Origin of the sequence: Actinoplanes subglobosus (genome assembly GCF_042650585.1) — a bacterium.
Lineage (GTDB): Bacteria > Actinomycetota > Actinomycetes > Mycobacteriales > Micromonosporaceae > Actinoplanes > Actinoplanes subglobosus.
The window spans coordinates 31,019-44,038 of sequence record NZ_JBHSBL010000005.1; the positions used below are offsets into that span (position 1 = coordinate 31,019).

At 69.3% G+C, this 13,020-nt stretch carries 13 protein-coding genes and 1 other RNA gene; 11 read left to right on the forward strand and 3 right to left on the reverse strand.

Annotated features, from left to right (window positions below; translation table 11 throughout):
* The first annotated feature begins 54 nt into the window (after positions 1 to 54).
* The 4 genes from ACFO0C_RS03735 (at position 55) to ACFO0C_RS03750 (ending at position 4,217) form a co-directional block, all read left to right on the forward strand.
* A complete protein-coding gene (locus tag ACFO0C_RS03735) occupies positions 55 to 1,341 on the forward strand; it encodes a glycoside hydrolase family 18 protein (RefSeq protein ID WP_378065066.1) in 1,287 nt (428 codons plus the stop codon).
* 132 nt (positions 1,342 to 1,473) lie between these two features.
* A complete protein-coding gene (locus tag ACFO0C_RS03740) occupies positions 1,474 to 1,689 on the forward strand; it encodes a DUF3311 domain-containing protein (RefSeq protein WP_378065067.1) in 216 nt (71 codons plus the stop codon).
* On the forward strand, positions 1,686 to 3,332 hold the full coding sequence (gene mctP / locus ACFO0C_RS03745) for a monocarboxylate uptake permease MctP (protein ID WP_378065068.1): 1,647 nt from the start codon (positions 1,686 to 1,688) through the stop codon (positions 3,330 to 3,332). The genes ACFO0C_RS03740 and mctP overlap by 4 nt, the downstream gene beginning before the upstream one ends.
* Before the next feature lie 156 nt (positions 3,333 to 3,488).
* The gene (locus tag ACFO0C_RS03750; protein WP_378065069.1) at positions 3,489 to 4,217 is read left to right on the forward strand and encodes a DUF2637 domain-containing protein; all 729 of its coding nucleotides are present in this window, start codon (positions 3,489 to 3,491) and stop codon (positions 4,215 to 4,217) included.
* A 19-nt stretch (positions 4,218 to 4,236) separates the two neighbouring features.
* Here ACFO0C_RS03750 and rnpB read toward each other — a convergent pair.
* Positions 4,237 to 4,646, reverse strand: an RNA gene (gene rnpB, locus ACFO0C_RS03755) — RNase P RNA component class A.
* A gap of 138 nt (positions 4,647 to 4,784) precedes the next feature.
* Between rnpB and ACFO0C_RS03760 the strand changes: the two genes are divergently transcribed.
* A complete protein-coding gene (locus ACFO0C_RS03760) occupies positions 4,785 to 5,552 on the forward strand; it encodes a sulfite exporter TauE/SafE family protein (RefSeq protein ID WP_378065070.1) in 768 nt (255 codons plus the stop codon).
* Positions 5,553 to 5,786: 234 nt separating this feature from the next.
* Here the strand turns inward: ACFO0C_RS03760 and ACFO0C_RS03765 are convergent, their stop codons facing one another.
* Positions 5,787 to 6,203 (reverse strand): toll/interleukin-1 receptor domain-containing protein, encoded by a 417-nt coding sequence (locus tag ACFO0C_RS03765; protein WP_378065071.1) that lies wholly within the window; start codon positions 6,201 to 6,203, stop codon positions 5,787 to 5,789.
* Between the two features lie 207 nt (positions 6,204 to 6,410).
* Between ACFO0C_RS03765 and ACFO0C_RS03770 the strand changes: the two genes are divergently transcribed.
* The 5 genes from ACFO0C_RS03770 to ACFO0C_RS03790 all read left to right on the forward strand — a co-directional run bounded on the left by ACFO0C_RS03770 (position 6,411) and on the right by ACFO0C_RS03790 (position 10,941).
* Positions 6,411 to 7,469 carry a type I glyceraldehyde-3-phosphate dehydrogenase gene (locus ACFO0C_RS03770; RefSeq protein ID WP_378065072.1) on the forward strand — a complete coding sequence of 353 codons (1,059 nt, stop codon included), beginning with the start codon at positions 6,411 to 6,413 and terminating at the stop codon, positions 7,467 to 7,469.
* Between the two features lie 9 nt (positions 7,470 to 7,478).
* Complete coding sequence (locus tag ACFO0C_RS03775; RefSeq protein ID WP_378065073.1) at positions 7,479 to 8,387, forward strand: serine/threonine dehydratase; 909 nt, start codon at positions 7,479 to 7,481, stop codon at positions 8,385 to 8,387.
* A 27-nt stretch (positions 8,388 to 8,414) separates the two neighbouring features.
* On the forward strand, positions 8,415 to 9,599 hold the full coding sequence (locus ACFO0C_RS03780) for a hypothetical protein (protein ID WP_378065074.1): 1,185 nt from the start codon (positions 8,415 to 8,417) through the stop codon (positions 9,597 to 9,599).
* 89 nt (positions 9,600 to 9,688) lie between these two features.
* The gene (locus tag ACFO0C_RS03785) at positions 9,689 to 10,297 is read left to right on the forward strand and encodes a GTP cyclohydrolase II (RefSeq protein WP_378065075.1); all 609 of its coding nucleotides are present in this window, start codon (positions 9,689 to 9,691) and stop codon (positions 10,295 to 10,297) included.
* 53 nt (positions 10,298 to 10,350) lie between these two features.
* Complete coding sequence (locus tag ACFO0C_RS03790; RefSeq protein WP_378065076.1) at positions 10,351 to 10,941, forward strand: M15 family metallopeptidase; 591 nt, start codon at positions 10,351 to 10,353, stop codon at positions 10,939 to 10,941.
* On the opposite strand, the gene ACFO0C_RS03795 is transcribed toward ACFO0C_RS03790, so the two are convergent.
* Positions 10,938 to 11,735 carry a class I SAM-dependent methyltransferase gene (locus tag ACFO0C_RS03795; protein ID WP_378065077.1) on the reverse strand — a complete coding sequence of 266 codons (798 nt, stop codon included), beginning with the start codon at positions 11,733 to 11,735 and terminating at the stop codon, positions 10,938 to 10,940. The genes ACFO0C_RS03790 and ACFO0C_RS03795 overlap by 4 nt on opposite strands.
* A 102-nt stretch (positions 11,736 to 11,837) precedes the next feature.
* On the opposite strand from ACFO0C_RS03795, the gene ACFO0C_RS03800 reads away from it, so the two are divergent.
* Positions 11,838 to 12,863 carry an aspartate-semialdehyde dehydrogenase gene (locus tag ACFO0C_RS03800; protein ID WP_378065078.1) on the forward strand — a complete coding sequence of 342 codons (1,026 nt, stop codon included), beginning with the start codon at positions 11,838 to 11,840 and terminating at the stop codon, positions 12,861 to 12,863.
* Positions 12,864 to 13,020: the final 157 nt, after the last annotated feature.

Sequence of the window (13,020 nt, forward strand, 5' to 3'; positions counted from 1 at the left end):
CGTTTAGCTTCCTCGATTAGGAAACTTTCTTCAACGTTTCGCCCTGGAGGGCTCATGCGCGGTTTCACCCGCCGCTTCGTCGCCGCGGCGGCCGCCGCCACCTGTGTCGTGGCGGCCGCACCGGCTCCCGCACAGGCACACGGGAACGACAAATACACCAAGGTCGCCTACTTCACCCAGTGGGGTATCTACGGCCGCGACTTCCAGCTCGCCGACGTGCAGAACTCCGGTGCCGCGGCCCGGCTGACCCACCTGAACTACGCCTTCGGCCCGGTCACCGCCGACGGCGTGTGCGCCTCGGCCGACCCGTGGGCCGACTGGCAGACGCCGTTCTCCGCGGAGAACAGTGTGGACGGTGTGGCCGACGTCGCCGGCCAGCCGATCTCCGGCAACCTCAACCAGATCGCCGAGCTCAAGAAGAAGAACCCCAAGCTCAAGGCGCTGATCTCGCTCGGCGGCTGGACCGGCTCGGCGTACTTCTCCGACGCCGTCCTCACCGACGCGTCCCGCAAGAAGCTGGTCGGCTCCTGCATCGACCTGTGGATCAAGGGCAACCTGACCGGCCTGCCCGAGGGCGTCGCCGCCGGCATCATCGACGGCATCGACCTCGACTGGGAGTGGCCCGGTTCGTCCGGCAACGACGGCAACGTCATCCGGCCCGAGGACAAGCAGAACTTCACCCTGCTGCTCGCCGAGTTCCGTAGGCAGCTCGACCAGCTCGGCACGAAGACCAAGAAGAAGTACCTGCTCACCGCGTTCCTGCCGGCCGCCCCGGCGAAGATCGAGGCCGGGTTCGAGGTCAAGAAAATCTTCAAATACCTCGATTTCGGTACGGTGCAGGGCTACGACTTCCACGGCAGCTGGGAGCTGCGCGCCAACCAGCAGTCGGCGCTGCGCGTGCCGGCCGGGGCGCCCGACAACCCGGACTTCTCGGTCGAGAACACGATCAACGCCTGGATCGCCGGCGGGGCGCCGCGCAAGGAGCTGGTGCTCGGCGTGCCCTACTACGGTCAGGGCTGGACCGGCGTGACCGGCGGGCGCAACGGCCTCTTCGGGCCGGCCACCGGCCCGGCGCCGGGCGTCTTCGCCAACGGCTCCGAGGACTTCAAGACCCTGCAGAAGCTGACGACGCAAGGCTTCAAGATCCACCGGGACATCCGGAACGGTCACGCGTGGCTCTTCGACGGCAACACCTTCTGGACGTACGACGACCCGGCCGTCGTCTTCCAGAAGTCGCTCTACATCCGGGCCAAGGGTCTCGGCGGCGCGATGATGTGGTCGCTCGACGGTGACGACGAGAACGCGTCACTCACCAAGGCCATCTCGGCCGGTCTGCGGTAATCATTTTCATCGATGCGGCGGTGTGCCCGTTGGGCGCACCGCCGCACCCGTTCGGCGCACAGGGGATCGCTCGTTCATCCGATGTCTCGTTAGCGTGACGTGGACCACACGCAATGTGGACGGAGGAGACCCATGGCCGAGCCTGAGAGCCCGAGAACCGATAGAAGTCCCTGGAACTGGCTGCTCCTGGTGCCGATCGTGGTGCCGTTGCTGACCTTTCTGTACAACCACGACGAGCCGCGGATCGCAGGCTTCCCGCTCTTCTACTGGCTGCAGTTCGCCTTCATCCTGCTCGGCGTCGGCACCACGACGCTCGTCTACCAGATGACCAGGAGGCGGCGGTCATGAGCGATCACATCACCGAGATCGTCGTCTTCACCGCACTGTTCCTGCTGGTCAGCGGGATGGGGTTCGTCGCCTCCCGGTGGCGGGCCCCGAAGGACATGGCCCACCTCGACGAGTGGGGACTGGGCGGCCGCAGTTTCGGTGGCTGGATCACCTGGTTCCTGGTGGGTGGTGACCTCTACACGGCGTACACCTTCGTCGCCGTTCCCGCCCTGATCTTCGGTGCCGGGGCCGCCGGGTTCTTCGCCGTGCCCTACACGGTGATCATCTACCCGCTGTTCTTCCTGATCCTGATCCGGCTCTGGTCGGTGTCGCACCGGCACGGCTTCGTCACGCCGGCCGACTTCGTGCGCACCCGGTTCGATTCGCCGACCCTCGCGCTCGTCGTCGCCATCACCGGAATCGTGGCGACCATGCCGTACATCGCGCTGCAGTTGATCGGCATCGAAGCCGTCCTCAAGACCATGGGGGTCACCGGGGAGAGCACGATCGCCCGGCATCTGCCGATCATCGTCGCGTTCGCGATCCTGGCGGCCTACACCTACCAGTCCGGGTTGCGGGCCCCCGCACTGATCGCGTTCGTCAAGGACACCCTGATCTACATCGTGATCCTGGTGGCGATCATCTACCTGCCCTACAAGCTCGGCGGCTGGAACGCCATCTTCGACGCGGCCGACGCCAAGTTCCAGGCGTCCCCGGCACCCAACGACGGCATCACCCTCAACGCCAACAACCAGGTCCAGTACTTCACCCTGGCCCTCGGCTCGGCGCTCGCCCTGTTCCTCTACCCGCACAGCATCACCGGTGTGCTGGCCAGCAGGAACCGTGACGTGATCAAGCGCAACATGTCCGCGCTCCCGGCGTACAGCCTGCTGCTCGGCCTCATCGCGCTGCTCGGCTACATGGCCATCGCGGCCGGGGTGAAGCCGCTGCCCGGAGCGAAACCCGGCACCGTCGACAGCAACACCGTCGTACCGGTGCTCTTCGACCAGCAGTTCCCGGCCTGGTTCACCGGCGTGGCCTTCGCCGCCATCGGCATCGGCGCCCTGGTCCCGGCCGCGATCATGTCGATCGCCGCGGCGAACCTGTTCACCCGCAACATCTACAAGGAATACCTGCGCAAGGACGCCACCCACGCGCAGGAGGCGAACGTCGCCAAGATCACTTCACTGGTGGTGAAGATCGGCGCGGTCGCCTGCATCGTCTTCCTCGACCCGCAGTTCTCCATCGACCTGCAGCTCATCGGTGGCGTGATCATCCTGCAGACGGCGCCGGCCGTGGTCGTCGGGCTCTACACGCGGTGGCTGCACCGCGGCGCGCTCGTCGCGGGCTGGGCGGCCGGCATGGCCATCGGGTTCTGGATGCTCTGGCAGATCCCCAACGCGGCCACCGGGCGCAAGCACTTCGGCGGGTCGGCGTTCCCGCTGTCCGAGTTCGGGTTCGACAGCACGAAGACGATCTACGTCGGGTTCGTGGCGGTGCTGGTCAACGCGCTGGTCGCGGTGCTCGTGACGCTGGTGCTGCGGGCCGCCAGGACGCCGGAGGGCGTGGACGGTACGCAGGCCGGCGACTACTTCGCGGACGAGGGTGATCCCCGGATCGAGCGGCAGCGCACCACCCCGGTCGAGAAACTCTCCTCGACCTAGACGCCGCCTCGCCCCTGGCCGCGTCCGGCCGGGGGCGAGGTTACGGCATACGCGAGATGATTTTAGGTATTAGTCCGACTCGCCACAGATGGGGCTGATGCTCCGGTAGCGTCTGGTCTTGCGCCGCCCGACCATGACCCTCGGAGGAGCTCAGCGTTGCCCAGCCAGACGACCCTGACGCAACAGTTCGCCACCGAGTACGCCAAGGGCGCGGTGCCCGGCATGCTCAGGGCCATCCGGACGATCAAACGTGCCAACAACCTGATCCTCGTCGGCGCGCTCGCCGCCAGCTACCTGCACCAGGCCCACTACCTGGCCACGCTCGGCGCCGGCATGTTCGCCTGGATCGTCCCCGCCGTCTTCGACCTGGCCATGCTCTCCATGCTGACCATCGCGCACACCGCGGGCATGGCCGCCGACGCCAAACGCGCCGCCATGAAGATCCTCGCCATCGTCGTGGTCATCTCCGCCGCGGTGAACTTCGCCGCCCCCGGCCCGCTCGGTCTGCGCATCATCTTCGCCCTGGTGGTCGGCCTGGTCGCCGGCGTCGAATGGGTGGCCGCCAAGATCCGCCCCGACTTCGCCGCCATCGAGGCCCGCGAGGTCGCGGTGATCACCGAGGTCAACCCGAACCGCAAACTCGACCCCGAGGTCGCCAAGGCCCGCGCCGCGAAGGCCGCCGCCACCCGGCGCGCCAAGCAGGAAGCCGCCGAGGCGAGCGCCAAGGCGTCGGAGGAGGCGGCGCGCACGCGTGCGCTGCGGGCCGCCGAGCGGGCCAAGGCCCGCGCCGACAAGGAGGCGCTGGACCAGGCCGAGCTGGACCGTTTCCTCCGCGAGGGCCGCGTCGGCATCGAGGAGCCGGTCGGCGCCCACCGGGCCACCTGACCGCGCCGGCGGAAGGCGGCGGACGAGCCGGCCTGTACGCCGGATTCTGTTCCCGGGGACCGAGGTCACCGGTGGCGGCCATCCATCTAGGCCTGCCGTTGCCGGCAGGCTCGAGCAGCCTACCCGCAGGCTCGGGCGAGCAGCCCTCGAACGCCTGCGCCGGCCCTCGCCTCGCGGCTCGGGCCTTGCTTGGCCTTGCTCCGGGTGGGGTTTACCGAGCCACCCCGGTCACCCGGGGTGCTGGTGAGCTCTTACCTCACCGTTTCACCCTTACCGACGACGTACGCCGTACGCCATCGGCGGTCTGTTTTCTGTGGCACTTTCCCGCGGGTCACCCCGGGTTGCCGTTAACAACCACCCTGCTCTGCGGAGTCCGGACGTTCCTCGGCGGCACCACAGGGGTGCCGACGCGGCCGCCCAGCCGACTCGTCCGTCGCGCCGCAATCCTACGGTGCCGTCTCGGCTGTCCGTGCACGGCTGCCACCGCCGGGGTGTGATGACGCTGGTCACCCGCTGTCGAGGGTCTGAGCGGTGGGCGGCGCCGGCTTGCGTAGGGTCGGCTGCACCATGGATGTCACGGAGATCTTTCTGCTGGTGGTGGCCGGGGTCGCGGCCGGGGCGGTCAACGCGATCGCCGGTGGGGGTTCGCTGATCACGTTTCCCGCGCTGATCGCCACCGGCCTGCCGTCGGTCGAGGCGAACGTCACCAACTCGATCTCGGTCTTTCCCGGCTATGTGTCGAGTGTCGCCGGGAGTCGCGCCGATCTCGCCGGGCAGGGGCGGCGGCTGCGGGCGACCGTTCCGTCCGCGGTCCTGGGTGCGGTCGCCGGGTGTGCGTTGCTGCTGCTCACGCCGGCCCGGGCGTTCGAGGTTGTGGTGCCGTTCCTGGTGCTGGGGGCGGCGGCGACGCTGGCCTTTCAGGAGCGGCTGCGGGCGCTCGTCGGGCATCCGCGGAGCATGTCGCCGAGGCGGGCGGCGGTGACCTTGCGAGCCGTGGTGTTCGTGGGCGCCATCTACGGTGGCTACTTCGGGGCCGCGCTCGGCGTGATGTATGTCGCGGCCCTCGCCCTGGTCGTCGACGAACCGCTGAAGCGGATCAACGCCCTGAAGAACGTCCTGTCGGCCACCGTCGGCCTGGTGACGTTGCTGGTCTTCGCGGCGTTCGCGACGGTCGACTGGGCTGCCGCGGCCACGCTCGCGCCGGCCACGATCATCGGGGGGTACGCGGGAGCGCGTCTCGCCCGGCGCCTGTCCCAGCGGGTCCTCAAGCTCGTCATCGTCACGTTCGGGACGACGATCGGTCTCCTCCTCTGCTATCGGGCGTTCCTGGCCTGACCCCACCCGCCGCTGCGGGACGGCAGCGGTGAGTGGGGCGACGCGGTGTATCGCGGGTGGACAGGCGCCGCCGGGTCCGGGAGCAGGAGTGCCGGCCCGCTTCCGGACCCGGCGGCGGGGCCGGTCGCCAGCCGGTCCGGGGGATGTTGCCGGTCGATGGGTGGGGCCGCGGCGGCGTGCCGCGAAGGTCGGGTGGGTGCTTACGGCGTACCGGGGAGATGGAAGGCCGTGCGCTTACCACCGGGACGCGGTCGGCAAACCTGCCGGCCGGACTTTTTCGCGGCGGATGCCGCCGGCGACGGCGAGGACCACTTCGAGGGTGTCCTCCTCGCCGAGGCCGTGGAGGCTGCGGCACGGGACGGCGCGGAGGGCCTGGGGTGTCTCGCAAGCGTCGAGGCGCAGGGCGACCAGCCGGCCGACCAGTGTGGACGCCGAGGCGAGCAGCGCCCAGTCGGCCGGGGTGGCCCGGTGCTCGCCGGAGAGCAGCACCAGAACCGGGCCGGTGCTGCTGAAACGACCCTCGGCGAGGCGGGCCGCGAACGTGCTGTCGGCCGGGTCGAGGTGGACCTCGTGACCGGCGGCGCGGAGGCAGACGGTGATCCAATGTGCCCACGGCTCGTCGGCGGGGGAGTGGGAGACGAGCACGGGCACGTTCCCAGCATGACGGACGCGGCTCCACAGTGCTCGATGGGGTTTGCGTAATCCGTCGATGGCGTGGTGTGAGAATGTCGTCCGTTGACGTGCAACTTGCACAACTCATAGTGTCGGTGTCGTGACGGCGGGTGGACCCTTGTGGGAACGGGGGAGGCCAAGTCACGGGGGAATGCTGACAAAGCATCACAAATCGAGGAGCGCTCGATGACTGTCGCGATCGGGATCAATGGGCTCGGGCGAATCGGCCGAAGTTTGACCCGGATCGTGGCCTCCGTGCCGAATCCAGGCGTGGAGATCGCCGCGGTCAATGACATCGCGTCCACGGAGAAGCTGGCTTACGGCCTCCGGCGTGACAGCATCCGGGGGTCGTTCCCCGGCACGGTCACCGCGAGGGGTGACTACCTGGTGGTGAACGACCATGCCATCCGGGTGTTCCACCACGAGCGTCCGGAGAGGATCCCGTGGGCGGAGCTGGGGGTGGACGTGGTGATCGAGGCGACCGGCCGGTTCCGCGCCGGGACCACGGCCCGCAAACACATCACCCACGGCGGGGCCCGCAAGGTGGTGATCAGTGCCTCCGCCGACGACCCGGACGCGTTCCTGGTCTTCGGGGCCAACGACCAGAACTACGACCCGGTGGCGCACGACGTCGTCTCCCCGGCCTCGTGCGGGGTGAACGCGCTGACCGTGATGGCCAAGGTGCTGCTCGACCGGTTCGGGCTGAGCTCGGTGAACACCTCGGTCATCCTGGCCAGCCAGGGCTGGCAGCGGGTCCAGGACTCGGCCGTCGGTAACTCCCGTGACGATCCGCGTCTGGGCCGGGCCGGCGGGGACAGCATCATCCCGCACAACTACGTGGTCGGTGACCTGGTGCGGGTGGCGCTGCCGGAGATCGGCGAGATGCGCTACAGCTACTACTGCGTACCCACGCCGATCGGGTCGCTCGCCGAGATCTCCGGCCAGACCGGCCGCCCGGTGACCGCCGAGGAGGTGAACCGGGCGATGGCCGAGGCCGCCGCCGGCCCGCTGCGCGGCATCCTGGCCTACGACCCGGACCCCACCGTCTCCATCGATGTCAAGAACAACTCGGCGTCCTGCCTGTTCGACCCGTCCGGCACGCAGACCACCGCCGACGGCGGGGTGAAGGTGCGCGGCTGGTTCGACAACGAGTGGGGCTTCTCCAACCGATTACTCGACCTGGCGCGCCTGGTGGGCGAGCGTTTACCGGTCGGCTCCAGCCGGGTCTCCTGGAGCGTCGCCTAGGCTGGCGGCGTGGTGGTGGACCTGGCCGGCGTACGGGCGGCGGCGAAGCGTATCGACGGACGGATCCGGCGGACCCCGGTGCTCGCGGCCGGCCCGGACCTGTGGTTCAAGCTCGAGTTCACGCAGCATGCGGGCTCGTTCAAGACCCGCGGCATGATCAACCGGATCCTGTCCGGGCCGGTGTCCGGGGCGGGCGTGATCGCCGCCTCCGGTGGCAACGCCGGGCTGGCCGCCGCCTACGCCGCCCGCGAGCTGGGCCACTCGGCCGAGGTGTTCGTGCCGGTCACCGCCCCGGCGGTCAAGGTGGCGAAACTCGGCAAGCTGGGCGCGCGGGTGGTTCAGGAGGGCCGGGAGTACGCGGAGGCGTACGCGGCGGCCGTGGTGCGTGCGTCGGAGACCGGGGCGTTGTTCTGTCACGCCTACGACGACCCGGAGATGATCGCGGGGAACGGGACGCTCGGGCTGGAGCTGCAATCCGAGTTGTCGTTCGACACCGTGCTGGTCGCGGTGGGTGGGGGCGGTCTCCTCGGCGGCATCATCGCGGGACTGTCGCGGGACGTCCGGATCGTCGGTGTCGAGCCGGTCGGCTCCTGTGCGTTGTGGGCCGCACTCGACGCCGGTGAGCCGGTGGACGTGCCGGTCTCCGGGGTGGCGGCCGATTCGCTCGGCGCCCGGCGGATCGGGGACATCGGATTCGAGCTGGCGCGGGCGGCGAAGGTCGACTCGGTGCTCGTCGAGGACGGTGCCATCGTCGAGGCCCGCCGCAGACTGTGGGACGAGCACCGTCTCGTCGTCGAGCACGGCACCGCGACCGCCCACGCCGCCCTGCTCACCGGCGCCTACCGTCCCGAACCGGGCGAACGCGTTGTCGTCCTGCTCTGCGGCGCCAACACGGATCCGGCCGATCTGGCCACGTAGACGCGCCGATTCGGCGACGCTCGGTGGATGGCGGACGACGAGCCCAGGACAGGCGAACTCGACACGGACCCCGGTGCGGACGAGAAGCCCGACGAGCCCGAGGTCGCTGAGGAACCGGAGAGCGCGGAGGAGCCGGAGACCGGCGAGACCTCGGTCAAACAGTTCCGGCGGTTCGCCACGGCCGTCTGCGTGGTCGGCATGCTGGTGCAACTGCTGCTCACCGCCTACTACCTGGGGATGGGCCACAAAGCCGCCCCGCACGACCTGCCGGTCGGACTGGTCGCCGGCACCGACCAGCGCGAGTCGATCACCGCGATGCTGGAGGAGAACGGCGCGTTCGAGGTCGCCGACTACGCCTCGGCCGATCTGCTGACCACGGCGATCAAGCGCCGCGAGGTCTACGGCGGGGTTGACGTGACCGGTGACGAGCCGGTCCTCTACGTGGCCGGGGCGGCCGGGACCTCGGCGGCGTCCCTGCTGCGCACCACCTACAACAACGTGATGCAGCAGCAGAAGGCGAAGCAGGTCACGACCATGGCCCAGGCCGGCGACTCGGTGGGGATCACCGTCGCCCAGGCCCTGATCGCGACGCCCAGGGTCACCGACGTGGTGCCGCTGCCCGCCGACGACGTGAACGGGGTGTCGCTCGGATTCCTGACCCAGGCGTTGTCACTGGGCGGGACGATCGCCTCGATGGGACTGGGGCGGCTGATTCCCCGTACCCGCAGATCCTGGCGTCGTGGCGTCGCGCATCTCGCGACGCTGGTCCTCTACGCGGTGGGTTCCGCCGCCGTGGTCCTCTGGTCGATGAGCTGGTTCGGGGTCGGCGAGGGCGCCGACCGCGTCGAGATGCTCTGGATCTTCTCGCTGATCTCGCTGGCCGTGACCGGGTCGACGGCCGGGGCGGTGGCGCTGGTCGGCCCGGCAGGTGCGCTGGTCGGCGCGTTCTACTTCACGATCGGTACGGTGATCTCGGGCGCGAGCATCCTGCCGGAGTTCCTGCCGACGTTCGGCCGTGAGCTGGGTGAGCACCTGCCGACCGGGGCCGGGGTGCAGGCCGTTCGCGACAATCTCTACTTTCCGGACGCCCCGATCGGCGGGCACCTGACCGTGCTGGTTCTCTACGCGGCGATCGGTTGCCTGATCGTGCTCATCACCAACATTCTCCCGAACCGTACAGACCGGACTTCCGAGGTCGATCTGGGCCTGTGACCGGTGACCCACCGGCAACCGTGGCCACCTCATGAACCGGCGCGTACGGTCGATCCGTACTTGAAGTATCAAGTGCACAGGGAGAGGGCATGCCGGTTCGTACTCGCGTCACTGTTCCGCTCGAGTTCCCCGATGGGTACCGCACCAGCGCGGAGGTCGTCACCTTCACCGGTCTGTCCGACGGTAAGGAGCACCTCGCGCTCGCCCTCGGTGACGTCGCCAAGGCCGAGTCCCCGCTGGTCCGGCTGCACTCCGAGTGCATGACCGGCGACGTCTTCGGCTCACAGCGCTGCGACTGCGGCCCCCAGTTGCGAGAGGCCGTCGAGCGGATCACCGAGACCGGTGGCTACCTGCTCTACCTGCGGCAGGAGGGTCGTGGCATCGGGCTGTACGCGAAGCTCGACGCCTACGCCCTGCAGGACCTGGGCATGGACACCTACGAGGCGAACCGGGCTCTCGGCCACGGCGACGACGAGCGTGACTACACCGCCGCCGCGCAGATGCTGGAGGCCCTCGGCGTCGCGTCGGTCGACCTGCTCACCAACAACCCGGACAAGTCACGGCAGTTGCGTGACCTGGGTGTCGAGGTGCGGGCGGTCCGGCCGACCGGGGTGCACGCCTCCCCGGCGAACGTCCGCTACCTGCAGGCGAAGGTCGCGCACACCCAGCACACGATCGACCTCGCGCCCGCGTCCTGAGTTTCCCGCCGGTTGCGCCTCAGATTCCCTGGGGCGCGCCGAACGGGTAGGGCGTGGGTATCGAGGGAGTGAATTCGCGCATCGCGGACATCCAGAGCCGGATCCTCGCGCTTCAGGGCCAGCAGGCCCCGACCACGACGGCGCGCGCCCGGACGGAGACGCCCGCTCAGGCCAGTTTCGCCAGCCATCTCCAGAGTGCTGTCGCATCCACCGGAGCTTCGGACAAAACCTACAAACTCAACAGCAAGGGCATTCCGGAGGATCTCGCCGCGTACGGGAACGGCAAGATCCCGGCCGGCGCCCTCGGGCAGGTCGGCAACACCAACCACAGGCTGTGGGCGCCGGCCGCCGAGAACCTGAACCGGATGATCGAGGACGCCCGTCAGGCCGGCGTCAAGATCGGCATCACCGACTCCTACCGTCCGTACGCCGAACAGGTCGACCTGGCCCGCCGGAAGGGCCTCTACTCGCAGGGCGGTCTGGCGGCCAGGCCCGGCACCAGCGAACACGGCTGGGGCATGGCCACCGACCTGGACCTGAACTCCGAGGCGCTCGCCTGGATGCGGAAGAACGCCAAGAACTACGGATTCGTCGAGAACGTGCCACGGGAGTCGTGGCACTGGGCGTTCCGGCCCAACATCTAGACCCGGCAGAGGATCTCCCCGTGCGGGATGATCAGCCAGCCGTCGGGGTCGTCGGCCCACCGGCGCCAGCCGGCGGAGATCCTCTCCAGGTCGCTCCCGATCGCGGCGCCGGTGTCCACCGCGGTCGTGGCCATCGCGGAGTTGAGCACCCGCTCCTCCCACATGCCACCCCACCACTCGCGGTCCTCCTCGTCGGCGAAGCACCACACGCTCGCCGTCGCGGTGACGTCGGTGAATCCGGCAGCCCGCGCCCACGACAGCAGCCGCCGCCCGGCGTCGGGCTCACCGCCGTTGCCCCGGGCCACCCGCTGATAGAGGTCCAGCCACTCGTCCAGCTCGGGCAGCTCCGGGAACCACGTGAACGCCGCGTAGTCGCTGTCGCGCACCGCGACCAGCCCGCCCGGCTTGGTGACCCGGCGCATCTCGCGCAGCGCCGCCACCGGATCGGCCACGTGCTGCAGCACCTGGTGCGCGTGGACCACGTCGAACGTGCCGTCCGCGAAGTCGAGCCGGTGCACGTCGCCGACGGCGAAGTCGACGCCGGTCAGGCCGCGCCGCGCGATCTCGGCCCGGGCCAGGTCGAGGGCGTCCGCGGTCTGCTCCAGCGCGGTCACCCGGCCGGGTGTCACCAGCTCAGCCAGCTCGGCCGTGATCGTGCCGGGCCCGCATCCGACGTCCAACAGGGAAAATCCGGAGGAAAGATGCGGCAGCAGGTACGCCGCCGAATTCTCTGCGGTGCGCCACCGGTGTGAGCGCAAGACCGACTCGTGGTGTCCATGGGTGTAGGTCGCCATGGGTCCAACGCTAGGCCTGCTGTCCTCAAATATGGGATTACCTTCCCACTATCTGGATAAGGCGATTTCTTGCTGCGCTGTTCAGGACGTAGTTTGGTCCCCATGAGGATCGGTATCGTCGGTGCGACGGGACAGGTGGGCGGCGTCATGCGCCGCATCCTGGCCGAGCGCCAGTTCCCTGTGACCCAGCTCCGGCTCTTCGCCTCCGCACGCAGTGCGGGCCGCACGATTCCGTGGGGCGACGGCGAGGTGACCGTCGAGGACACCGCAACGGCCGACTACTCCGGCCTCGACATTGTGCTCTTCTCCGCAGGCAAGGGCAGCTCGCTGGAGTTCGCCCCCCGCTTCGCCGAGGCCGGCGCGGTCATCGTCGACAACTCGTCGGCGTACCGGATGGACCCCGACGTCCCGCTCGTCGTCGCCGAGGTCAACCCGGCCGCCGCCCGGGTCCGGCCGAAGGGGATCATCGCCAACCCCAACTGCACCACCATGGCCGCCATGCCGGTGCTGCGCCCGCTGCACGACGAGGCCGGCCTGGTCTCCTTCATCGCCACCACCTACCAGGCGGTCGGCGGCGCCGGTCTCGCCGGTGTGGCCGAGCTCGACGAGCAGGTCAAAAAGGTGGCCGACCGCGCCACTGAGCTCACCCACGACGGCTCGGCCGTCGAGTTCCCCGAGTCCAAGGTCTTCCCGAAGCCGATCGCGTTCAACGTGATCCCGCAGGCCGGCTCGTTCGTCGACGACGGCAGCTTCGAGACCGACGAGGAGCAGAAACTCCGCAACGAGAGCCGCAAGATCCTCGGCCTCCCCGGCCTGCTGGTCTCCGGCACCTGTGTGCGCGTCCCGGTCTTCACCGGCCACTCGCTCCAGGTCAACGCCCGATTCGAGCGCCCGCTCAGCCCCGAGCGGGCCCGGGAGATCCTGGCCACCGCGGCCGGCGTCGAGCTCTCCGACGTGCCGACCCCGCTTCAGGCCGCCGGTCGCGACCCGTCCTACGTCGGCCGTTTCCGCGTCGACCCCACCGCCGAGAACGGGCTGTCGTTCTTCATCTCGAACGACAACCTCCGCAAGGGCGCGGCCCTCAACGCGGTCCAGGTCGCCGAACTGGTCGCCGCCGAACTCCGCTGACCCCGGATCCGCGCGACTCACGAAATGCCGCCCCGGCACCATCCGTCCGGGGCGGCATTTTCCTTTCTTGTACGGGGTGAACCGCCGACGACCGCAACACGGACGTCCCCTGGCTGCCGCGCGACGCGGCTGCGACGTCCAGGCTCCAGCGCGTCTC